The organism is Variovorax sp. Varisp85, assembly GCF_047304045.1.
Classification (GTDB): domain Bacteria; phylum Pseudomonadota; class Gammaproteobacteria; order Burkholderiales; family Burkholderiaceae_C; genus Variovorax.
On the sequence record NZ_JBGLYN010000033.1, the window covers coordinates 39,485 to 62,457 of the forward strand.

Sequence of the window (22,973 nt, forward strand, 5' to 3'; positions counted from 1 at the left end):
TGCGTGAACGATCGCACGCGGACGGTTTCTGCCCTCGATCCTTGCCCGCGGACAAAGAAAAAGCCCGGACATCCTTGGATGCCGGGCTTTGATTTGGTGCCGCTTGTCGGAATCGAACTGACGACCTTCCGCTTACAAGGCGGGTGCTCTACCAATTGAGCTAAAGCGGCGAAATTCCAATGCGTGATTCTAGTGGCGCCAGCCGGGGTGGCCGGCCGCTGCTACTTGATGCGCTTGAGCGACGGCCGGGCGCCGCCACCGGCCGGCGGGCGCGGCGGCTCGTCGTCGGGATCGGCGGGCAAGCCGGTGTCGATGGCTTCGTCGGCGTCCTCGCCCGTCACCAGATGGACGATCTTGCCGGCATCGCCTTCGGTGCCGCGCGAGGCGTCACGCAAGGGCATGCGGGCCTGGCCCTGGGACGACGGCGATGCGGCGGACGACGGCACATCGCCTTGCTCGGTGCCGAGCGATGGCGCCGGCGCCGGAAACGCCATGCCCTGCCCGTTCTCGCGCGCGTAGATCGCGATCACGCGCCCCACCGGCACGCTGATTTCGCGCGCACTGCCCGCAAAACGGGCCTTGAACTCGATGAAATCGTTGCCGAGTTTGAGCGAGCTGGTCGCGTCGAAGCTGATGTTGAGCACGATCTCGCCGTTCTTCACGTACTCGCGCGGCACCTGGACGGTCTCGTCGACCTGCACCGCGACATAGGGCGTGAACCCGTTGTCGGTGCACCATTCGTACAGCGCCCGGATGAGGTACGGGCGGGTGGAGGACGACTCGAGCGCGTTGATCATGAAATTGGTACCGTGCAATCGCGAAATCGCGGCCTCGAATTGGCCACTGTCTCTTCGCGGAACACCGCGGAACCGGCTCTGCCGGGCCGCTGGTGTTGCCCCCGGAAGGGGGTTGGCGAAGCGACACGAAGTGCGCGAAGCCTGGGGGCGATCTTACTTACTTGCGCATGACCTTTTCGGAAGGCGTCAATGCTTCGATGTAAGCCGGGCGCGAGAAGATGCGCTCGGCGTACTTCAGCAGCGGTGCCGCGTTCTTGCTGAGGTCGATGCCGTAGTAGTCCAGGCGCCACAGCAGCGGAGCGATGGCCACGTCGAGCATCGAGAAGTTGTCGCCCAGCATGTACTTGTTCTTGAGGAACACGGGGGCCAGCTGCGTGAGGCGGTCGCGGATGTGCGAGCGGGCCTTTTCCAGCGCCTTCTCGTTGCCCTTGGTGGTGCGGTTCTCGAGCGTCGAGACGTGCACGAAGAGTTCCTTCTCGAAGTTGAGCAGGAACAGGCGCACGCGGGCGCGGTCGACCGGGTCGCCGGGCATCAGCTGGGGATGCGGGAAGCGCTCGTCGATGTACTCGTTGATGATGTTCGACTCGTACAGGATCAGGTCGCGCTCGACCAGGATCGGCACCTGGCCGTACGGGTTCATCACGCTGATGTCTTCGGGCTTGTTGTAGAGATCGACGTCGCGGATCTCGAAGTCCATGCCCTTTTCGAACAACACGAAGCGGCAGCGGTGGGAAAAGGGGCAGGTCGTTCCTGAATACAAGACCATCATGGCGAGAGACTCCTAAAAATCAAAAAGAGTGGGTCGCGTTGGCAACCCACTCTGTGGGACCGGATGCACGAGGCGCCCGGTCGGCGTGGACGGAACTACTTGACGTCTTTCCAGTACGAGGCGTTCAGTCGCCACACGAAAACCACCGACATGGCCAGGAACAGCAGCACCCACACGCCGATGCGGATGCGGGTGTTCTGTGCCGGTTCGGCCATCCATTGCAGGTAACTCACCAGGTCGCCGACCGCATGGTCGTACTGCACGGGCGTCAGGGTGCCGGGAGTGACTTGCTCCCAGCCCTTGAACACTTCGGCCTCATGGCCGTGCTGTTCGATCTTGGTGTAGACCGGTCGGCGCTCGCCCTGCAGTTCCCACAGGGGGTTCGGCATGGCGACGCTCGGGAACACGAGGTTGTTCCAGCCGGTGGCCTTGGTGTCGTCGCGGTAGTAGGTGCGAAGGTACGTATAGAGGTAGTCGGCGCCGGTGCCGCCGTGGCCGGCGCGCGAGCGGGCGACCAGGGTCAGGTCAGGGGGCGTGGTGCCGAACCATTCCTTGGCCTGGCGGGCATCGATGTTCGCCTTCATGGTCTCGCCGACCTTGTCGGTCGAGAACAGTAGGTTGTCCTTGATCTGCTGCTCGGTGATGCCGAGGTCCTGCAGGCGGTTGTAGCGCATGAAGGCAGCCGAGTGGCAGTTCAGGCAGTAGTTGACGAACAGCTTGGCGCCGTTCTGCAATGCGGCCACGTCGGTCGTCTTGTTGGGTGCCTTGTCCCACGCAATGCCCTCGGACTCGGCCGATGCCGCCGCGGAGAAGGTCAGGCCCAGTGCAAGACCCAGGACCGCGAGCCAGCCGGAAATGCTTTTCTTCTTCATCGTGTTTCTCTCAGCTCTCTTGGCGCTTGTGGTTCTCAATGGGCGGCGAAGACCACGCGCTGGGGCACGGTCTTGAACTCGCCCTTGCTGCTCCACCACGGCATCAGCAGGAAGAAGCCGAAGTACACGAGCGTGCCGATCTGCGAGATCGTCTGCGCGATGTCCAGCTTGAACGAGCCGATGGCCAGCTCACCCCAGACGCCGGGCGGCTGGATGCCCAGGTAGCCCAGGATCAGGAAGAAGAAGACGAACAGGCCATACACATACTTGTGCCAGCCCGGACGGTAGCGGATCGACTTGACTTCGCTGTGGTCGAGCCAGGGCAGGAAGAACAGGATGATGACCGAGCCGCCCATGATGACCACGCCCCAGAACTTGGCATCGAAGTTCTTGAGCAGGAAGATCACGACAGCCGCAACGACGACGCCGGCGATCTTCAGGCCCATGCCCGACTTGCCCTTGACGAAGTTCCAGATGGCGGCTGCAGCGATGATCAGCGCGAACACGTTGACCATGTCGTCGGTGGTCGCGCGCAGCATCGAATAGAACGGCGTGAAGTACCAGACCGGGGCAATGTGGTTCGGCGTCTTCAGCGAATCGGCCGGAATGAAGTTGTTGTACTCGAGGAAGTACCCGCCGGCTTCAGGGGCGAAGAAGATCACCGCCGAGAAGATCGTGAGGAACACCACCACGCCGAAGATGTCGTGCACCGTGTAGTACGGATGCGACGGGATGCCGTCCAGCGGATGTCCATCGGGGCCGCGGTTGGCCTTGATCTCGATGCCGTCGGGGTTGTTCGAACCCACTTCGTGCAGTGCGATCAGGTGGGCCACCACCAGGCCGAGCAGCACCAGGGGCACGGCGATCACGTGGAAGCTGAAGAAGCGGTTCAGCGTGGCGTCGCTGACCACGTAGTCGCCGCGGATCAGCAGGGCCAGGTCAGGGCCGACGAAGGGAATGGCGGCGAACAGGTTCACGATCACCTGGGCGCCCCAATAGGACATCTGGCCCCAGGGCAGCAGGTAGCCCATGAAGGCCTCGGCCATCAGGCACAGGAAGATCGCGCAGCCGAACACCCAGATCAGCTCGCGCGGCTTGCGGTAGCTGCCGTACATGAGGCCGCGGAACATGTGCAGGTACACCACGATGAAGAACGCCGACGCGCCCGTCGAGTGGATGTAGCGGATGAGCCAGCCCCACGGCACGTCGCGCATGATGTACTCGACCGATGCGAACGCCTGGTTCGCGTCGGGCTTGTAGTGCATGACGAGGAAGATGCCGGTGACGATCTGGATCACCAGGACCAGCATCGCCAGCGAGCCGAAGATGTACCAGAAGTTGAAGTTCTTCGGCGCGTAGTACTTGCCCCACTGGTCGTTCCAGAGCTTGGTGAGGGGGAAGCGGTTGTCGACCCAGTTCAGCAGCTTCTCGCCGGCGGGTGCGTTGGGGGAAATCTCGTGGAATTCAGCCATGTTCTTGTTCCGCCTCAGGCCTTCTTGGAGTCTTCACCGATCAGGAGCTTGGTGTCCGACAGGTACATGTGCGGCGGCACCGGCAGGTTGTCGGGCGCAGGCTTGTTCTTGAAGACCCGGCCGGCCAGGTCGAACGTGGAACCGTGGCAGGGGCAGAGGAAGCCGCCTTCCCAGTCGGCGGGCAGCGAGGGCTGCGGGCCGGCCTGGAAGCGGTCGCTCGGCGAGCAGCCCAGGTGGGTGCAGATGCCGACCACGACCAGCACTTCGGGCTTGATCGAACGGTGCTCGTTCTGCGCGTACTTGGGGGTGAATTCGTCGGGGTGGCGCTTGGAGAGGGGATCGGCCAGCTGGCCATCCAGCTTGGGGAGTTCCGCGACCTGCGCGGGGGTGCGCTTGAGGATCCAGACCGGCTTGCCCCGCCATTCGACGGTCATTTTCTCGCCGACCTTGAGTGCCGAGATATCGACCTCGACCGCAGCACCCGCAGCCTTGGCCTTCTCGGAAGGCTGGAAAGTGCTCACAAAGGGAATGGCGGTGGCCACGCCGCCCGCTACGCCGGCACAGCTGGATGCGATCAACCACGTCCGCTTGCTTGTGTCGATCCGGGGCGAGCCGGAGGTCATGTCACTCATGGGGATCCTCTTGTCTTCTTCGCTGGAGCAGGGCCAACCTTAACCGTAGCAAGGTCAACCAAGGATTGTAGCGGGGCGCCGGATGGATTTTCAACGGGCCCCAACCCGCGGAAGCGGCGCACAGGCGCGCGACCGGGCATTGCGCGCCATGGCGTGGACCGGCCGCCGCCCGCAAGCAGGCGGCACGAGCGCACCGGCCTCAGTTCAGAAGGCCGTGCTGCGTCGCCTCGTGAACCGCCTGGGTCCGGGATTTCACCGAGAGCTTGCGGTAGATGCTCTTGGCATGAAACTCGACCGTGTTGACCGACAGGAAGACCGACTCTGCGATCTGCCGGTTGCTCCACCCTTGCGCGATCAACCGCAGCACGTTGAGTTCGCGCGGCGACAACAAACCGGACGCCGGCTGCGGCCGGGGCCGCGGTTGCGGAGGCGAAATGGCCGCGAATGGAGCAATGCCCTTCGTCCTGGCCGATGCCGCGATCGTGCCCAGGAGACGGCGTGCGACGCGCGAGTCCATCGGTGCACCGCCACGTTCGATCGAGCGCAGCTGAAAGGCCAGTTCGGCGTCGTCTGCCTCCGTCAGCAAGTAGCCCACAGCTCCCGCGGCAATGGCGGCATCCACCAGTTCGCGGTCGTCGGCCGCCGACATGGCGACACTCTCGATCCAGGGATAGGACTGGCGGGCATGTTGAATCAACGACACCCCGTCGCGGGCCGGCAGATTCATGTCGACCAGCATCAGGTCATAGGGCAGCGCTGCCAGCAGGTTGCGGGCTTCCGCCTGAGTGGACGCGACCACCACGCGCCGACCTGGCGCAAGTCCGCCCAGGATGCGCCGCATGCGCTCGGCCATGGCGATGTCTTCCTCAACGATCAATGCACTGCGAAAAGTGCCGCCGTAGGAATTCCTGGGCGCTTCGAGCTCCAGCATCGACTGTGAAGACAACGGATGACAAGCAACACTCATGGCGACAACTCCAAACTAGAAATGCTCACTTTCGTTTCAGACACTGCAGGAACAATGCCTACGCAGAGCACTTTGAGTTGCAAATACCTCCGCCACGTCGAATGCCTTGATTTCATTGAGGAATGCGATGCTGCCAATGTGAATTTCAAGCGGTGACCGGCAGCAGCCTGCTTGTCGCGCCATCGCCGTTACGTCCGGCGCATCGAATGCGTTACGTAGCACCGCGAAACACGCCCGGGCGAAAGTCACGACTGCGTCCGTCCCCCGCTGTAGCAGGCGGGGGAATTTGTTGCGGCACATTTATGATGCTGTTAACCTCTTTGCGATAAACACCGAATTCCAAGGGATCAGCATGACGATTTTCAAGCTCTCCGCAGCCGTGGCCCTCGCCGTTCTGGCAACTTCTTCTGCTTTTGCTCAAACCCCCGGTGCGAGCGATAGAGCACAGATTATCCAGGGCGCGGCCGGCGCTGGTGGCGCCACCAATGCCGCAGTCGGACGAGTGAGCCCAACAGTGGTCGGTGGCGTTGCCGCCGGCGTGGCGCTCGCTGCCGCTCTCGGCAGCAGCAACGGCGGCAATTCGGGCGGCGGCTTCGGCATTGGCCCTGGCGGCACGACAGGCACCGGCACCACTGGTACCACCGGCACGCGTTAATGCTGCGTGCCCTCCCCTCGGGAGGGCATTCGCTGAAAAGTCCGCGCGTAGGTTCCGCCACGCGATTCTTGAAACGTTGCCTTTGGGCAACGTTTTGTTTGGGCGTTGGCGGTTGCTCCTCCGGATCTTCTGCCATGTTGGATACGGCTCGCCTCCTCTATCGAGGTGCACCCGAATCGGCGCAACCCAACTTCAATCCCAACTACCGCTACCTGAAAACCGTCATTGACGGCCGAACCATTTTCATGGTCCTCGGCTATGTCGACAGGCGCGCCGAAGGGCCGGTGGAAGTCTGGTACAGCAGCTCCGGCGAGGTCGTCAAGCTCCTGAACGGCCACTTGGCAGGGACCACCGGCCTCAGCATCGACTGGCGCACCGTGCGCTTCTCTTCACTTCCTTCATGGCAAGCCGACCCGGGCACTTCTGCTTCGCAAGAGCAGCGGTACAGGCGCGAGCGGGATCTCATGCCGGGCTATCGCTTCGGCATTCGCGATGAAGTCGTTCGCACACCGATCGCACCGCCCGGCGACAGCGCCCTCTCCGGGACTGCCGCCAACTCCTTGCAATGGTATGAAGAGCGCAGCGTGTCGTTGCCCGCAAATTCTTCGCTGCCGAACGCGCGCTTTGCCGTCTCGCTTCTTTCAGGTACGCCTCAAGTCGTGTACTCGGAGCAATGCATTTCCAACGACTTCTGCATGAGCTTCGAGCGGTGGACACCTCCCGCGCCAGCAGCCGGCTCTCCGGCGGGCGCCGGGACATGAGAGCCCCGATTCGCACGCGCAGCAAACACCACTGGCCCCGTCACGTGGCCGTCGCCTGCGCGTTGGCGGCGAATTTCAGTGCGCTGGCACAGACTTGGGACAAAACCGCAGCCAACGCGCCGGCAAGCGATGCCGACGTGCGCCCCGGCGAACGCCTGAGCACCTGGTTGCTGCGCCAGCCCGAGGGTGCCGCTGCGCCCGGCCTTGCATGGCGGGTCCCGCAGGAGCGACTCGCGCAGCAATTCCTCAAGAACACCTTGCTGGTTCGCATCGAAGCAGCGAACCGGCTCGCGGCGCGGGCCGATCAGGTCGAGCGGCTGAAGCTGATCACCTGGCTGCAGCAAATGCCAGTCACCGGCCGGGTGGCACTCGGCGTGGTCGACCCGCGATGGCTGCAGGCCCATCCGGAAGAAGACCCGGTCCTGAGCGCCGGCCAGCAACTCGTCGCGCCGCCGGCCGACCTGAAGACCGTTGCGGTCGTCCGACCGAACGGCGAGCTTTGCCACGTGGCGCACGAAGCCGGCCGGTCCGCATGGGACTACGTCACGGCATGCGAACCCGTGGGCTCCTACGACTGGGCATGGGTTGCCCAGCCCGACGGCCGCACCGCTCGCGTGGGCGTTGCGCCATGGAACAGCCAGCCCTCCGATGAGCCGGCCCCGGGCGCGTGGATCTGGGCCGCGCCGCGCGACATGACCGACCTGGTCGCTGCTTCTGAGGGAATCATCAAGTTCCTTGCAACGCAAGGACCTGCGCCACAAGGCAAGGACAGCCTCGCAGTGGCATCGCCCGCGCGAATGGATCCGCAGGCTGCGCCAGCACCCTCAACCACGGTATCCGTGCGCCCGCAGCCCGCTGCGCAATACCAGCCCTACCGCTCCAGCGGCAACGACTGGGGCGAAACCGGCTTGCTGCAGACGCCCACAGCCCGAATGGGCCAGGCCGGCGACTTCCGGACCTCCCTGACCAACGTGCACCCGTATTCGCGGCTCAACGTGATGTTCCAGCCGCTGGACTGGCTGGAGGCCGGCTTTCGCTACACGTCCATCAGCAATCGCGCCTACGAAGCCAGCACAACCGGCCAGAGCAACAAGGACAAGAGCATCGACCTGAAGGTGCGGCTCCTGAGCGAATCCGCCTATGTGCCAGAACTCGCACTGGGCTTTCGAGACCTTGGTGGTACAGGCCTGTTTTCTTCCGAATACCTGGTTGCCAACAAGCGCCACGGCGACCTGGATTTCAGCCTTGGCATCGGCTGGGGATACCTGGGCAGCAGCGGCAACATCCGCAACCCGCTGATCGCGCTGAGCAGCCGATTCAGAACACGCTCCGGTCGTTCATCATCGACAGGTGGCGAGGCGAACTTAGGCTCCTATTTCCGCGGCCCTGCGGCCCTGTTCGGCGGCGTGGCGTGGCGCACGCCCTGGGAGCCGCTGACCGTCAAGCTCGAATACGAAGGCAACGACTACCAGCACGAGCCGCAGAACAACAACCAGCGGCAACGCTCCCCCTTCAACATCGGCCTCGAGTACCGCTACTCGCCGAACGTGGCCTTCAGTGCCGGCTTCGAACGCGGCAACAAGGTGATGGTTGGCATCACCTTGTCGACCAACGTCGCATCGATGCGATCCAGCAAGGTCGCCGATCCGCCCCAGCCACGCTTTACACCGGAAGCACCCGCGAATCCACCCGGGTGGGCATCCACGGCTGCCGAGATCGAGTCACGAACCGAATGGACGGTCCAGCGCATCGCCCCGCAAGGCAGCGGCCTGCACGTCTGGATCACCGAGAGCAACACCGTCTATCGCGAAGCGCGCGTGCAGCAGATCATTGCCGTGCTGCATCGCGATGCACCGGCGTCGGCAAAGACGTTCATCCTGCACTACAACGAACGCGGCCTGGCCATGCACGCACAGGTCGTCGACAGAGCCGAATGGGTGACGGCGCACTACCAGGCACAAACGCCCGCCGAGAAACGGGCCGTCAGCCAACGCGAGTACGCACCGCCGCAGGACAACAGCGAAGACCGGCTCCTCGAGTTTCCGTCGAAGAACCCAGCCACAACCGCGGCAACGAGCACCTCGCAGCCCACCGAACCCGCGATGGCTGCCTGGGAGCATCGCCCCCAGAAATTCTTCTTCGGGTTGACGCCCAGCTTCTCGCAGATCCTGGGGGGGCCCGATGCTTTCGTGCTCTACCAGCTCGGCGTTCAGGCGACGGCCGAGTACCGCTTTACGCGGAGCACCTGGGTGAATGCCGCGCTGAACTGGCGCCTGGTGGACAACTTCGACAAGTTCACCTACACCGCGCCCAGCAACCTGCCGCGCGTGCGAACCTTCCAGCGCGAGTACGTCACGTCGAAGCGCTTGACCATGCCGGTGCTTCAGCTGACCCACGTGGGCCGGTTGAACGAAGACCAGTACTACAGCGTGTATGGCGGTGCGCTCGAACCCATGTTCGCGGGCGTCGGCGCCGAATGGCTGTACCGGCCGTGGCGCAGCAAGTTTGCCCTGGGTGTCGACATCAACCATGTGCGGCAGCGCGACTTTGCGCAGGACTTCGGCCTGCGCGACTACAAGGTCAACACCGGCCATGCCACCCTGTACTGGGACACCGGCTGGAACGGCGTGCAAGCCAGGGTCAGCGTGGGCCAGTACCTGGCCGGCGATCGCGGCGTGTCCATCGACATCAGCCGCCGCTTCGACAACGGCGTGACCATCGGCGCCTATGCCACCAAGACCAATGTGTCGGCGGCGCGGTTCGGCGAAGGCAGCTTCGACAAGGGCATCTACATTTCGCTGCCATTCGACGCGCTGCTGCCGCGGTCCAGCAAGTTCTCCGCAAACTTCACCTGGGCTCCCCTGGTGCGGGACGGTGGTGCAAAACTGGGACGAATCAACCCGCTCTACGAAATGACGACCTCGCGGGACCCGAGGGCGTTCAGCTTCTCGCCGCCGGACGACAACAAGCCCAAGGCGGGGGACAACATTCTGGACTTCGGGCCGGCGCAGCAATAGCAAATGTTGGGCGGCATCCTTTGCGGATGCTGCTCTTGCTGATTTCGGCCTCTACTCGGCGCATCGCAAAACGCAGCTGAAGTGCGGCCGTCGTTATTGCTCGAGATGCACAACCGCATTTGGCATAAACATCGGCGCACCGGGCGGCATCCGCCCCATCTTCCGAATAGTCACGTCCTGGATAGCCGTGGCACGGGCGGTGAAATCATTGATGACGATCGAATTGACGATGGCGGTATTTGGCGTTTGAACCACCGGATTCTCAATCAAAATACCACCCATTAAATAGGTATTTCGCGACCCCAACGCCCTAGAAATCAAAATTGGCGCACTGGCAGCCGCCGATTTGGATGCTGACGTATTGTTGTCGACAACGGTAGGATTTAAAACTTTGACGCGCAAGCGCCCCAAACCCCACTCTCGAAACGCTATGCCGTTAGATTTAGCACGCTTGGAAGTGGGAGAGAGAAATTCGATTACCCCAGAAATATTGCCCGCGGTCGGATCGTAGTTGACGAATTCTACGGCTACGGCAGATCCACTGTCTTCATGCCCTGAAATTCGAATATCAACGACGCTATCCGCTGCACCCGTCAAAGCGCCGAGAACAATTCCAATTCCCGCACCTGCGCAATTAATAGTCTTGGGGTTATTTATACGAATAAAATCGAGGCGATCGGTATTTTTGTTTGGCTCAATATCGAGACCAGCCCGCGGCGCGGTGCCATTTGTATTCACCCAAATGGGATCATCCACCACCAATCGTTTGACCGAGATGACAGACATGCCTTGTCGGCGGTTGTTCTCAGCCTGGTGTTTACTGATGTAAACGTCCTCACAATAACCTTGTGTCTTCGTGCTTCCGACGTAAATTCCGTCGCCCCAGCAGTTGGCTGTGACAGGGTTAATGATTCTTACTTGTCCGGTAGTCCCGCAAACCGAAATACCCATCCCCCATTCGCCACCAACGGCGCTATTAAGGTCACGTCGGCCATTAACGCTTGCATTTTCAATAAGCACGTTTCCCACATCGTGCACACGCAAGATTTGGTACGCCTTCGCCGAATGAGCGAGCAATTCAAGGCGGGAATTATTCGTGAAAAAGAGGTGCGAATTTGAGGGAATCGTGAGGCCAGCAGATGTCAATCGATAGATCCGAGAAAGCACCAAACGCTTGCCCACTGCCTCGTTGACGGCCTTCTGTAAAGCGGCCGTGTCGTCGGTAATGCCATCGCCCACCGCACCAAACTTCTCCGGAGTCACACTTTCGACGATGTCGGCACCCAGCGGGACGACAGCGAGCGTCTTGAGGAACTCACGACGTTGCATGGCGATGCGCCTCTTCCAGAAAATACAATTCAAGCCGCTACCACGATCGGTGACGCTGAGTTTCCGCCGCTTACGACACGCTCCTTCGCCACCAGTGGCGAAATCGCGTCTCGCACACGATGCTGCTCCATGTGTACCCAGTCGACTACTTCCACGTGCGGCTGATAGCCAGCCAGCATCTGCTCTAGCGCAGCCTTCAAGGCTGGAACGTCGCTGCTTTCAAGCGTTGCCTTCAGCACATCGAATTGGCGCCAAAGCTCTTCCCACGGTGGGCAATTTTCGTGCGCCTTCATCACGCGCGGATGCACCGTGGGCATGGCGTTGTTGCCGATCAACAGCTCTTCGTACAGCTTCTCGCCGGGGCGCAAGCCGGTGATGTGCAGTTCTATGTCGCCTTCGGGTGTTGCCTCGTCGCGCACGGTGCGCCCTGAGAGCTCCACGAGCCGACGCGCCAGATCGATGATGCGCACCGGGTTACCCATGTCGAGCACGAACACGTCGCCACCCCAAGCCATTGCGCCTGCCTGGATCACCAGCTGGGCGGCCTCGGGAATCGTCATGAAATAACGCGTGATGTCGGCATGCGTGAGCGTGATTGGCCCACCCGCTTCAATCTGGCGCCTGAACAACGGCACCACCGAACCACTGGAACCGAGCACGTTGCCGAAACGGACCATCGAGAAACAGGTTTCGGTACTCTGCTGCGCCAACCCTTGCAACGCCATTTCAGCCAACCGCTTGCTGGCCCCCATGATGTTGGTCGGTCGAACAGCCTTGTCCGTGCTGACCAGCACGAAGCGCCGGACCTTGCACTCCATTGCCACTTGCGCCGCGGTGAGCGTGCCGATCGCGTTGTTGCGCACGCCTTCGATCGGGTTGTGTTCGACGAGGGGCACGTGCTTGTAAGCGGCCGCGTGATAGACCGTGTCAGGGCGCCACGCATGCATGATCTCGCGCAGCCGGCGGGCATCGCACACCGAGGCCAGGAGCGGGATGACGCGCACTTCAGGCGCAAGCTCCTCGAGCTCCTGGTGAACGGCATAGAGCGCGTATTCGCTCAAGTCGACCAGCAGCAAGACCGATGGCGAAAGTTGGACGATCTGCCGGCAAAGTTCGCTGCCGATGGAGCCACCAGCCCCGGTAACCAGAACCACCTGGCTGCGAATGTGCTTGTGCAGCAAGTCGGCAACCGGCGCCACCGGATCGCGGCCCAACAAGTCTTCGATATCCACCTCGAGCAGGTCATTGACTTGCACCCTGCCGTTGGCCAGATCGGCCATGGCCGGCAATGTGCGTACATGCAGATGCAGCGGCAAGAGCCGATTCAAAATTTCAACGCGACGCAGATGGCTGGCCGAAGGCATGGCCAGCAGCACATCGGTAATACCCTGCTTGGTGGCGTTCTGCTCCAACCATTCAACCGAGTGAATTCGCACGCCGTTGAGCGTGTTGCCTTGAAGGTGGGCCGCATCGTCCACAAAAGCGCAAAGCATCATTTCGCGGCTTTGTGCCAATGCCGCGGCCAGCTGCAGGCCGGCGCCGCCGGCACCGTAGATCACCACTTGCGGAAGGGCTTTGCGATGAAGTGCGCTCATGTACAGGCCGCCCAGCCAATAACGCGCAAACATGCGGCAACCCGCAATCGCGAGGAAGAGCAACAGCGGCGCCAGAATGCCCACTGTGCGCGGCACGCCCTTCACGCCGACCACGGAGAACATCAATGCATAAGCGATGCCGAACACAGTGCAGGCCCGCACGATTGCCATCAATGCAGCGCTGCCGGCATAGCGAAAGATCGCCCGGTACAAGCCGAAGACCACAAAGAGCGGCAGCGCCAAGACGACGGCCATGACCGGCGCGGACCATTGCACCCCGCGCAGGGTTGCCCATTGCTCATACCGAAAACTGAATGCGAGCCAAACGCACAGCAAGCACAAAACCGCATCCACAGCCAATGCCAGCAAGCGTTTGGCAGGACGTGGCAACGCAAGCAGCGGAGCAGCCAAACGATTGATCACCTGAGTTCCACCCGCCGGAAGCGTTGTTTCATTTCTTCATTTTCTGTGAAGAAATACCAGGGCACACCCCCTGTTCTGGGTATTCCGCCACGGTCAGATGTGAGTTTGTGTATTGTTTGTGTCGAGGCAGGTGACGTGGTACTGAAGAAGATTTCCCTTTCTTCGAACCGAAGCCATGCTCAGTACAAGCTGCAAACTCAAGCCGCCTCCTTGTACTTGTACTCGGTATAGCGGTAGCCACCGTACTTGTAGCCGTAGCTTCCGTAGTGCCTGCGCGAGAGGTCCATGCCATTGAAGACCACGCCGTTAACTCGCTGCCCCGCGTGCGCCAGGCGCTTGACGCTCTCATTGAGCTCACCAAGTTGCGTGAGGCCGTCGCGAGCAACCAGCAGGATGGCTCCGGTATGTGCAGCCACCGCCGCGGCATCAGCCGCAACCAGCACCGGCGGACTGTCGATTACCACCAGGTCGTACTGGGCAGACATGGCATTCAGCAAGTCGCCCAGCCTTGACGACAACATCATGTTCGCCGGGTTAACCGGGTAGTTACCGGTCGTAAGAACGTCGAGGTTAGGTACGACCTGGGCATGGATCGCCTGCTCGGTGCTCATGTCTCCCACCAGCACCTCGGCCAGGCCGCCCTGCCGCGGAAGGCCGAAGGCTTTCTGGATGTGCCCCTTGCGCAAGTCGGCATCGATCAGCAGCACGCGTTTGCCGGCCTGCGCCATGATCACTGCGAAGTTGCCCGAAACAAAGCTCTTGCCCACGCCCGGCGTCGCACCAGTGATGAGCACCCGGTTGTTCCCGGATTCCATCATGGTCAGCTGCAGGGAGATGCGCAGGTTGCGCAAGCTCTCTATGGCGACACTTCCCGGCTCGGTGACGGCCAGGACCTGCACGCCGCCGGCACCGCCGGCAATGCGCTGAAGAATCTTCTCCTGTTCGACGGCAAGGGGGACAACGGAATAGACGTTCAATCCAAGACGATCTTCGATCTCTTGAGGATTCCGAATGCCGTTGGCCATTTTGCTGCGCAGGATGGCCAGCGAGATGCCAGCCAACAAACCCAGCACCAGCGACAGCGCCACAACCAGCTGCTTCTGTGGCTTCACAGGCCTCTTGGGCTCGGTGGCCTTGTCGAGCAAGCGCACGTTGCCAACCTTGCCTTCCTTGACAAGGCGCAACTGCAGCGAACTGTTGAGCAGCGATTTGTAGAGTTCGCCGTTGACGCGAACGTCTCGCTCCAGCCGCAGCGCGTCTCGCTGCTGAACAGGCATGGCGCTCACACGGCGGTCGATGCCATCGAGTTCGTGGCGGAAGGCAGCGATTTGCCCGTCGACCACGCGCACCTTGGGATTCGTTTCAGTGAAGCGCGCGAGCAGTTCGCGTCGCAGTTGCTCTGACTCGAGCTTCTTGGTCTCCAACTGAACCGCCTGGCTCAAGATTGCCTTGGCTTCCTCATCGAAGGCAACGGTTCCGTTCTTGTTCCGGAAGTTTGCGTACGCATCTTCAGAGCCTTCGAGCTGCTTCTTGAACTCGGGCAACTGCCGGTCGAGAAATTCGAGCGTCTTCTCTGCCTCAGCGGCCTTGCGTTCGACGTTTTGATGCACGTACTGCGCGCCGATTGCATCGAGGATGCGCCGCAAGCGATCGCGATCGCTGTCTTCCAGTGTTGCGCTGATTACGTTCGACTGCTTGCCCTGCTCGCTGAGCTGAATTCGCTTTTGCAGGTCCTCGGTAGTGGCAAGCACAGAAGCGCGAGAGACGATGAACTGTGCACCGGGCTTGCCGTCGAGCTGCGAGACGATGAGCACAATCGTGCCGCCGTGCACCTGCTGGCTCAGCAACTTGCCTACCGTGCCGGTCAGTGGCTCGGCTAGGTCAGGGTGGGCAAGCGTGTACTGGCCATTGGCCTGTGCCGTGATGGTGAAAGGCTTCTGGTCTTCAAACTCAGGGGGAACATCAAACTTGGCGATGTCGATCGCCTCCGTGCCCGAGACGTAACCGCTCATCCCCAGAAAACCGGGCTCCGACAGCTCCTTGGCACGGCGGGCGAGCCACTCGCCGATCAGCGGCGTATAGCGTGGCTGCGCATCGATGTATAAGCGCGTTGCCTCGACCGCCCCGCCCATGATCATTCGCGACCGGATGATCTGGATTTCGCCAATGGCTGGCGTCTTCACATCGAACAGTGCCCCGGTATCGCCAAGAAAACTCTTCGCGTCGGGCGCGGAGTCTTCGACCTGGACCAGCAGGTTGGACTGATAGACAGGCGTCGACAGCACCGCGTAGGCGACACCCAGCGCGACGGCGACGAACGTGATGCCCGCCACCAACCATTTGCGATCGATCAGAATGTCCAGGTATTCGGACAGGTGAATTACATCGTCTTCGTCGTCGCGCAGAGGCCCGACAACGGCAGCCGACGAGGCAGATGGGGAAGCAAGGGAAGTCATAAGAATTTTCTAATGCGTTCGACCCACGCACTGGCGCCGGCATCGATGAGTTGCAGGGCTTGCTCGAAGGCCGGTCGGCCCAGGCGATAGGGGTCGGGGATGTCGACGCGCGCAACCTCACCCAGACGGAACAATTTGCCGCGCGTGAGCGGGTGACGCTGGTTGATTTGTAGGCGCTGCTCTTCATCCATGACAAGAATGAGATCGGCCTGCTGGCACATCAGATTGGTCAGTTGGCGCGCGCGGTGAGACTCGATGTCGAGCCCGCGCTCGGCCATGAGTTGACGCGCAATGGGATCAGCCGGCTGCCCCACCAGCGCACCAACGCCCGCCGAAGCTACCTCGAGCTGCGGCAAGGCAGCGGCGATCAAGGCTTCTCCCATCGGGCTGCGGCAGATGTTGCCGATACATACGACCAGGACGGACTTCATGACGCGGAACCGCCCATCAGGTCAGCGACACCCGGTGGTCGCACAAGACTATTGATCACAATTAGAAAACTCCCCTTCCAATAACATTTTAGTTGCCAACTCTCACGAACCGGCTTCAAGGCGCGAGCACAGTCGGGCATCAAACACGCTCGGGCGGGCGACGCCATGACAAGCGAGCCAGCAACTCGCCAAGTAAGAGTCCAATCCCGTCGGCCAGCAAGTCTCCCCACTCGGCAAACCGGTCAGGCGTGAAGGACTGCAGCACTTCGATGAATCCGCCATAGGTCAACAGCGCGGCGAGAACGACGACTGTGCGACCCGGGTAAGCACAATGGCCCAAAAAGCCCAGCACGGCGTAGGCAAGCAAATGATTGGTCTTGTCCCATCCGGTGGAAGGTAGCGAGGTACTGATCGGCACGAGCGAAAGCACAAGAATCGCGATGGCGCTGCTCCAAAACGCGAGACGGAACAGCAAGCCAACTTGTTGCCTCGTCATTTTTTCTTTTTTGCGTGCTACGTGATCAGGCATGCACTACCTCGCCCGGGTGCAACGTGCGATCTGACGCCACCCTTGCCCCATAAGCTAGAGCGGCTCCCACCGGCATCCACGCGCGGCGGCCCAGCAGGCTGCCACCAGCCATTCCCGCATTCACACCCAGATGAGCGAATGGCTCCACTGTGCAGTCGTGATCGATCACGGCCCCGCAGTTCACGATGACACCTTCACCCAGTTGGGCACCTGTGCCCACGATAGCTCCGGCCATGACGGCGCTGCCCTGGCCTACGGTGGCTCTGGGCGATACAGTGGCTGCAGGGTGGATGACCGTTGCCAAAGCCAGCCCCTCAGCTTGAACGCGCTGGTGCAAGGCCTCGCGCGACGCGTTGTTGCCAATGGCCACAACCACTGCATCGACTTGGCCTCGGCATGTACCCAATATGGCAGTTGTTCCCCAGACAGGCCAGTCCCACAACCGCTGCGAGGGCACGGCAGCATCATCGAGGAAAGCCGTTAACGCGTAGTCCCGGCGCAGCAACACTGCCTCCGCGACGGAACGCCCATGGCCACCCGTGCCGATGATCAGCAAGCGTTTCATCGCCATTCCTTGTGTATTTGCGTTCAATGCGTCACACCGTCACGGTTCATCACTTTGACGAAGGTGCGCCAGAGAATGCGAACGTCGAACCAGAAAGACTGACGCTGAAGGTATTCAACGTCAAACTGAACCTTGATTGGAATTGGCAACTCGTCACGCCCGTTGACCTGAGCCCAACCGGTAAGGCCAGGCACCAAAAGATGCACACCATGCTGGGTACGCAACCCGATCAGATCTGCCTGATTGAAGAGCGCCGGGCGCGGCCCGACAAAACTCATGTCCCCAACCAGAATGCTCCACAACTGCGGCAACTCATCCAGACTGCTCTTGCGTAGAAAGGGGCCGATAGGCGTCAGGTACACCCCGGGGTCGGACAGCAGGTGCGTAGCCACCGCCGGCGTGCCAACCCTCATGCTGCGGAACTTCGGCATCTTGAAGATGCGGTTGTTGCTGCCCACGCGGTCGGACCAATAGAGAGCAGGTCCGCGCGAAGTGAGGCGCACGGCCAGCGCAATCACGACCACCGGCAGCAGCAACACCATGGCCGCGCAGAGCGCGAGAACCAGATCAAACAGACGCTTCATTCAAGTACCCTTCCGCCGCCCTCTTCAAACCCTCTTCGACACTGAGGGGCGGCGCCCATCCCAGCCGTTGCTTTGTGTCCGAGATGTCCACCTGTAGCGAGCCGCAGAGCCGTTGCGCAACACTGCGACGGCCCAGCACGGCGGCACCAAGCTCCAGCCAGCTCACCGGCACGGGCAAAAGCCGCGCCGGTCGCCCCATCGCCTGCCCGAGACGGCGCAGCAACTGGGAAGTCGAAAGGTCTTCGTCATCCGAAACCAGAAAGATCCGGTTTGCCGCAGCCGGGTGAGATATGCAGGTCACCAGCAGATCGACCAGATTGCCGAGTGCCACCATGCTGCGGCGGTTGTGCTCGATTCGGCCCAACGGCAGGGGCAAGCGACGCGCAACCGCGCCCATCATGGCGCGGAAGTTCGCCCCGACGCCGCGCCCATACACCAGCGGCGGACGAACGATTGCCACTTCCATTCCGGAGTCGATAGCCAACTGGCGCAAACCTGCTTCGGCCTCGTGCTTGGAGATTCCGTACGCATCCTGCGGCGCCGGCGCATCATCCACCCGGAAAGGTCTTCCGACCGCCGTCGCTTCGCCGTTCACCTTGATTGAGCTGACAAAGACAAAGCGCCTGACACCCGCCGCGGCAGCCTGCCGTGCCAAGTTCAAGGTGCCTTCCACGTTCACCGAACGGAATGCGCTCAGCGGGTCTTCCGCGGTGTCCTGCATCACATGCACACGGGCGGCGCAATGGACGACTGCGTGGGTCCCTCGCAGTGCTTCGCTCCAATCGGTGCCGCTGGACAAGTCGCCCACCGCGCGCTGTTCAATCGAAGCCGGCAGACGCCGACTCTGCTGCCGGACCCCGGCCACGATTTCGAATGAAGCCACCGACATCGCACCTGCGCTCGAAACGCCCGACGAGCCGGTGGTCATCAACCGCCGAATAAGCTCGCTGCCCACGAAGCCGGTAGCGCCGGTGACAAGAACCCTCACGCGACCACCTCTTCCCACACCTGCATGGTTTTGGCTGCAACAAGCTCCTGCGAGAACTCTTGTTCGACCATGAGACGCCCTTGTGCGCCCATTTGTTCGCGCATCGCGCGATCAGTCATGAGCGTCTCGAGTGCATTGGCCAAGGCCGTGACATCGCCAAACGGAACCAGGAGCCCGTTCTTGCCATCAACGACGACCTCTCGACAACCTGGCACATCGAACGTGACGATCGGCCTTGAGCAACTGGCAGCTTCGAGCAACGCCTTGGGCAATCCTTCGCGATAAGAAGGCAGGCACACCACGTGCGCATTGGCCAGCACCGAGGGCATGTCATTGCGGTTTCCCCAGTACTCCACCACGCCCTCCGCCTCCCAGGCTTTCAGGGTCTGCAGCGGAACACACGATGGGTTGTGGTCGTCACGGCCGCCCACCAACGCGAATCGCGCGCGGATACCGCGTTTTTGCAGGAGTCTCGCAGCTGCTACAAATTCGGCCACGCCCTTGTCCCACAACATCCGCCCCGGAAGCACAACGAGCATCTGCTGGGCGGACTCCGGTGTCGCGAGGAAAGCGTTCACATCCACCCCGGCGCCACGGATCAGCCGGATTTTTTCTGGCGCAATGATCTTCGCGTTCGACAACACCTGTGCGTCGTCCGGGTTCTGCAGAATCAAACGGGTGGTGGGATTGCGAAATGCAGCGCGAAACGCCTGGACGATGAACGGGCGCAAACACCGTGCAAGCATCTTCTGCGAAGAGAACACATATCCAAGGCCTGCCAGCGCAAACACCCTGCCCCCCGATTTTTTGGCCTTGCCGGCCATTGCGCTGTACAGGACGGGCTTGAGCGCCACGGCGTGCAGAACGTCAGGCTGAAACGCCTTGATGGCGGCGCGCACTTCTTTCAGCGCGCGCCATTCGGTCAGCGGATTCTTGGAGCGCCGCTCGAGGACCCACGGGAAGACCTCGATCCCCGATTTCTCCAGCAGTTCTGCATGGCTCGAGATACGACACAAGACCGCAACGCGATAACCTGCAGCCTTTGCGTGCAATGCCAACTGAAGACGATGGGAAACGAAGTACCAATCTTCCGATATGACAAACATTAATCGCTTCATTTCATCACCGTCGCGTGCTTTGCCAATCAAGGGTGAATACTTTTTCGCTCCCCAACTCAATCAATTCAGTCATTATTTTTTCGCTCCAGCCTTCAGTAGAAGGCTCGCCAATCGGGGGCCGACCTGCTGGACACAATATTCCGCCTCCACGCGCTGGCGACCCGCGTCGCCCAAGGATCGTCGCAAGGCAGCATCACCCAAGAGTTGCTCCAGTTTGCTCACCCAGGCGTCCGCTGACGCTGCTAGAAACCCGTTGCTACCATCTCGCACGATTTGGATATTCACACCAACAGGCGAGGCCACAACTGGCAATGCGCACGCCATGTATTGAATGAGTTTGTAGCCACACTTGCCGCGCTCCCATTGCGAATCGGACAAGGGCATAACGCCCACATCGCACTCGGCGATCGACTGGACCTCTGACTCCTCAGTCCACGGCACACACTCGACGTCGACACCAACCATTTCTAGACTGCCGCCTATCACACGCAGCTTGAATGCGGAGCGCGCGGCCAGCGTCGTCAACGACGCTTCAAGTGCGGCCAAGTATTTGACCGTGGATGGTGAACCAATCCATACGACGCGCGGCACGCTGAGTTGTCCTTGATTCGAAGGTCGAGGCACGTACCGCTCTAAATCAATCACCGTGGGCACCACCTCTACCCATCGAGCACCAGCATCTCGCGCACGTTGGGCCAAGTATTCATTACCTGCAACGACCAAACGAGCACCCGCCATCAAGCGATCAATCCGCCGTCCAAATAAATGACGAACCCATGCCGAAGGATGTAGATCGTAGTTATGAAAGATTGCATCATCGTAGTCGAGCACATACGGCACGCCGGTGAGCAATATCTTTTCCCACGGCGCCGGCATCCAAGGCAACGCCTCTTTTTCAATCCAGACCAAATCAAAATGCTGCCGCTGCAGCAGTTTCCTCACGCGACTTGCATAAGCCTTCATGACCGAGCCGAGGCCATAGCGCTTTTGCTCATACTTACGCAACAGCATCTCGTCGCTAAAGAGCGGTTGAATTGTGCTGTCTATCCCTACCTTTTTCAGGCTCGACAAAAACTGCATGGTGCGCAAGCGAGAGGAGGCTCCCAAACGCCCATAACGCGTAAGTGCAAGGATTTTCATTTACGCGAGTTTTTCAAAATGGTCGGAAGTGCCCGCCATAGCATTCCATAGCCCCTCAGTGTGTTACCCAGATCTTTCAACCCACCACGAAAAATAGAAAATACAGAACGGGAGACGGGTTCGATGAACAAAGTTGCCCCTGCAAGCACCCAAGCGGAGACAGGAGAAAAGTGCTTGAACGCATAGAACAAACGACTGCGCAGCGCGTAAAAAAGCCTTCCAGCTTTGATTTGTCCCGATGTGCCACCACCGGCATGGAATGCCTGTGCGCTAGCCAGATAAACGCTACGCCAACCCGCCTTTCTGGCTCGATAAGAAATATCCAAATCCTCCAGATAAACAAAGAAGCGCTCGTCGAATCCCGCGAGTGATTCAAACAATTCACGTCGGACCAAAAAAAATGCACCTATTACATGATCGACCTCTCGATCATTCGCGTGATCCCATTCATCCATATGGTGACTCCACGATCGCAACCAAGGCACCTTATTCAAACCAAATGTTTGAACAATCAGCAAAAATGCCGTAGGAAAGCGAGCACAAGTGCGCGACACCTGACCAAGCGAATCAATCAATTGAATTCCAGAGATGCCGACGTTGGCATTCTCATGCTTCCGCATATAGTCCAACGGGACGGACAGCGAATCGTGAAACAATCGAGCATCGGGATTTAGAAACAAAATATATTCGCTCTCGCACAACTTCGCACCTTGATTGCAAGCCGCGCCAAACCCCAAATTATTCTTATTGAAGATAAAATCCAAAGGGATTTGGCAATCACCGAGATTGACATTTACCATAGAATCGTCCACCGAATCATTATCCACAACAACGATTCGATCAACCACCCCCCCATGATTGCCGGCGATGCTCGCCACGGCCTCCCGTAGTTGCGCGCCCGAATTCCAATTCACCAAAACAATATCAATCACGAATTGCACCCTTTGAGATGCGGCCAATGATCCAAATCCGGCCAATGCCAAGAATCATAAAATTCACACAAGGAAGAAATCAAAATTCTTGGAAGTCGTACAACTTGCAGATGCGAAAGTCGAATGGCAACGAGCCTGCTTAACCTTCGAATTTTTTACTTAAGATACGATCAGCAGCATCCAATTCAACACAAATCCATTCCCCAAAGCGTCGACCTCTCTGAAATCAAAACCGATATCATTGAATTTCACCTGCAAAGAAATTCAGTATGAAGTAAAGATATATCGCAATAAGAATGGATCCAAGAACAAACACCATCACGCCGATCCTTATATTTTTCTTGGCAAAAGGAAATTGAGCCACAAAAATAAGCCAGAGCACGGAAAATAGTTCATGCCCTCTCACCGCGACCACACCCAGATCAATGAATCCATAAAATATCGAAAACCCAAAAACCTCAATGGCCAAGATTTTCTTCATCACCTCGGACAGATCGCTCCAAAAGATGAATGACAAAATAATCATTAAGAATTCTGGATAAAACACCGGAGAGAAGGCTGCATTTCGCCTCGACTCAAGGCCGGCATTCAGATAAGTCTCAAAAACATAAATGCGATCAGCCATAAAGCCGACCAAATAGTCAGAAGCGAAATAGCAGCCGAGATAAAGAATTAGGGAAACCGCAACAATCCTTCCTCGCGTCAACGCAAACTTTGGAATCAAATAAAACGGCAAGACCAATCCCGCAGAATTGTGAAATGAAACGGCAATCAGAGAAAATAATAGCGCCACCCAATAACGCTCAACAGAAAGATAATAAAATACCACTATTAAAAAAGATGCCGCCATCGCCGCACGAAGTTGGGTTAATTCATGGAGCGGGAAGAACTTAAAAAAATAAAACGCCAAGAATATCCAGGCGCAATTTCTTGTCGAAAAT

At 59.8% G+C, this 22,973-nt stretch carries 21 protein-coding genes and 1 tRNA gene; 3 read left to right on the forward strand and 19 right to left on the reverse strand.

Features of this window, described 5'->3' with window-relative positions:
* Positions 1 to 94 precede the first annotated feature (94 nt).
* The 7 genes from ACCC97_RS15035 to ACCC97_RS15065 all read right to left on the reverse strand — a co-directional run bounded on the left by ACCC97_RS15035 (position 95) and on the right by ACCC97_RS15065 (position 5,473).
* A tRNA-Thr gene (locus tag ACCC97_RS15035) sits at positions 95 to 170 on the reverse strand.
* A gap of 51 nt (positions 171 to 221) precedes the next feature.
* Positions 222 to 797, reverse strand: a complete 576-nt coding sequence (locus tag ACCC97_RS15040; RefSeq protein WP_042673981.1) for a ClpXP protease specificity-enhancing factor — start codon at positions 795 to 797, stop codon at positions 222 to 224.
* Positions 798 to 954: 157 nt separating this feature from the next.
* On the reverse strand, positions 955 to 1,566 hold the full coding sequence (locus ACCC97_RS15045; protein WP_007835362.1) for a glutathione S-transferase N-terminal domain-containing protein: 612 nt from the start codon (positions 1,564 to 1,566) through the stop codon (positions 955 to 957).
* Between the two features lie 95 nt (positions 1,567 to 1,661).
* On the reverse strand, positions 1,662 to 2,438 hold the full coding sequence (locus ACCC97_RS15050; protein WP_007835359.1) for a cytochrome c1: 777 nt from the start codon (positions 2,436 to 2,438) through the stop codon (positions 1,662 to 1,664).
* Between the two features lie 35 nt (positions 2,439 to 2,473).
* A complete protein-coding gene (locus tag ACCC97_RS15055) occupies positions 2,474 to 3,910 on the reverse strand; it encodes a cytochrome b (protein WP_007835358.1) in 1,437 nt (478 codons plus the stop codon).
* Between the two features lie 14 nt (positions 3,911 to 3,924).
* Positions 3,925 to 4,542 (reverse strand): ubiquinol-cytochrome c reductase iron-sulfur subunit, encoded by a 618-nt coding sequence (petA, locus tag ACCC97_RS15060; RefSeq protein WP_056509624.1) that lies wholly within the window; start codon positions 4,540 to 4,542, stop codon positions 3,925 to 3,927.
* A 199-nt stretch (positions 4,543 to 4,741) separates the two neighbouring features.
* A complete protein-coding gene (locus tag ACCC97_RS15065) occupies positions 4,742 to 5,473 on the reverse strand; it encodes a LuxR C-terminal-related transcriptional regulator (protein ID WP_413313792.1) in 732 nt (243 codons plus the stop codon).
* A gap of 388 nt (positions 5,474 to 5,861) precedes the next feature.
* On the opposite strand from ACCC97_RS15065, the gene ACCC97_RS15070 reads away from it, so the two are divergent.
* The 3 genes from ACCC97_RS15070 to ACCC97_RS15080 all read left to right on the forward strand — a co-directional run bounded on the left by ACCC97_RS15070 (position 5,862) and on the right by ACCC97_RS15080 (position 9,942).
* Positions 5,862 to 6,164: a hypothetical protein gene (locus ACCC97_RS15070; protein ID WP_413333571.1), complete on the forward strand. Its 303-nt coding sequence runs from the start codon at positions 5,862 to 5,864 to the stop codon at positions 6,162 to 6,164.
* Between the two features lie 134 nt (positions 6,165 to 6,298).
* Entirely contained in the window at positions 6,299 to 6,925 is a 627-nt protein-coding gene (locus ACCC97_RS15075; protein WP_007835351.1) for a YjbF family lipoprotein, read from the forward strand.
* On the forward strand, positions 6,922 to 9,942 hold the full coding sequence (locus tag ACCC97_RS15080; protein WP_413333574.1) for a YjbH domain-containing protein: 3,021 nt from the start codon (positions 6,922 to 6,924) through the stop codon (positions 9,940 to 9,942). Before ACCC97_RS15075 ends, ACCC97_RS15080 begins: the two co-directional genes overlap by 4 nt.
* Before the next feature lie 93 nt (positions 9,943 to 10,035).
* Here the strand turns inward: ACCC97_RS15080 and ACCC97_RS15085 are convergent, their stop codons facing one another.
* The 12 genes from ACCC97_RS15085 to ACCC97_RS15140 all read right to left on the reverse strand — a co-directional run.
* The gene (locus ACCC97_RS15085; RefSeq protein WP_413333576.1) at positions 10,036 to 11,271 is read right to left on the reverse strand and encodes a hypothetical protein; all 1,236 of its coding nucleotides are present in this window, start codon (positions 11,269 to 11,271) and stop codon (positions 10,036 to 10,038) included.
* 29 nt (positions 11,272 to 11,300) lie between these two features.
* The gene (locus tag ACCC97_RS15090) at positions 11,301 to 13,289 is read right to left on the reverse strand and encodes a polysaccharide biosynthesis protein (RefSeq protein ID WP_413333578.1); all 1,989 of its coding nucleotides are present in this window, start codon (positions 13,287 to 13,289) and stop codon (positions 11,301 to 11,303) included.
* Between the two features lie 197 nt (positions 13,290 to 13,486).
* Positions 13,487 to 15,745, reverse strand: coding sequence for a polysaccharide biosynthesis tyrosine autokinase (locus tag ACCC97_RS15095; protein WP_413333580.1), 2,259 nt, complete (start codon positions 15,743 to 15,745; stop codon positions 13,487 to 13,489).
* Entirely contained in the window at positions 15,742 to 16,176 is a 435-nt protein-coding gene (locus ACCC97_RS15100; RefSeq protein ID WP_413333582.1) for a low molecular weight protein-tyrosine-phosphatase, read from the reverse strand. Before ACCC97_RS15100 ends, ACCC97_RS15095 begins: the two co-directional genes overlap by 4 nt.
* 139 nt (positions 16,177 to 16,315) lie before the next feature.
* Complete coding sequence (locus ACCC97_RS15105; protein WP_413333584.1) at positions 16,316 to 16,705, reverse strand: VanZ family protein; 390 nt, start codon at positions 16,703 to 16,705, stop codon at positions 16,316 to 16,318.
* A complete protein-coding gene (locus tag ACCC97_RS15110; RefSeq protein WP_007835338.1) occupies positions 16,698 to 17,270 on the reverse strand; it encodes an acetyltransferase in 573 nt (190 codons plus the stop codon). The genes ACCC97_RS15105 and ACCC97_RS15110 overlap by 8 nt, the downstream gene beginning before the upstream one ends.
* Before the next feature lie 23 nt (positions 17,271 to 17,293).
* Positions 17,294 to 17,854, reverse strand: coding sequence for a sugar transferase (locus tag ACCC97_RS15115; RefSeq protein WP_007835336.1), 561 nt, complete (start codon positions 17,852 to 17,854; stop codon positions 17,294 to 17,296).
* Complete coding sequence (locus tag ACCC97_RS15120; RefSeq protein ID WP_413333587.1) at positions 17,838 to 18,842, reverse strand: UDP-glucose 4-epimerase family protein; 1,005 nt, start codon at positions 18,840 to 18,842, stop codon at positions 17,838 to 17,840. The genes ACCC97_RS15115 and ACCC97_RS15120 overlap by 17 nt, the downstream gene beginning before the upstream one ends.
* Positions 18,839 to 19,990: a glycosyltransferase family 4 protein gene (locus tag ACCC97_RS15125; protein ID WP_413333589.1), complete on the reverse strand. Its 1,152-nt coding sequence runs from the start codon at positions 19,988 to 19,990 to the stop codon at positions 18,839 to 18,841. The genes ACCC97_RS15120 and ACCC97_RS15125 overlap by 4 nt, the downstream gene beginning before the upstream one ends.
* 42 nt (positions 19,991 to 20,032) lie before the next feature.
* Positions 20,033 to 21,100 (reverse strand): glycosyltransferase family 4 protein, encoded by a 1,068-nt coding sequence (locus ACCC97_RS15130; RefSeq protein ID WP_007835330.1) that lies wholly within the window; start codon positions 21,098 to 21,100, stop codon positions 20,033 to 20,035.
* Complete coding sequence (locus ACCC97_RS15135) at positions 21,097 to 22,032, reverse strand: glycosyltransferase family 2 protein (RefSeq protein WP_413333591.1); 936 nt, start codon at positions 22,030 to 22,032, stop codon at positions 21,097 to 21,099. The genes ACCC97_RS15130 and ACCC97_RS15135 overlap by 4 nt, the downstream gene beginning before the upstream one ends.
* A 238-nt stretch (positions 22,033 to 22,270) precedes the next feature.
* Positions 22,271 to 22,973: EpsG family protein (locus ACCC97_RS15140; RefSeq protein WP_413333593.1), on the reverse strand; the 703-nt coding region annotated here is incomplete at its 5' end.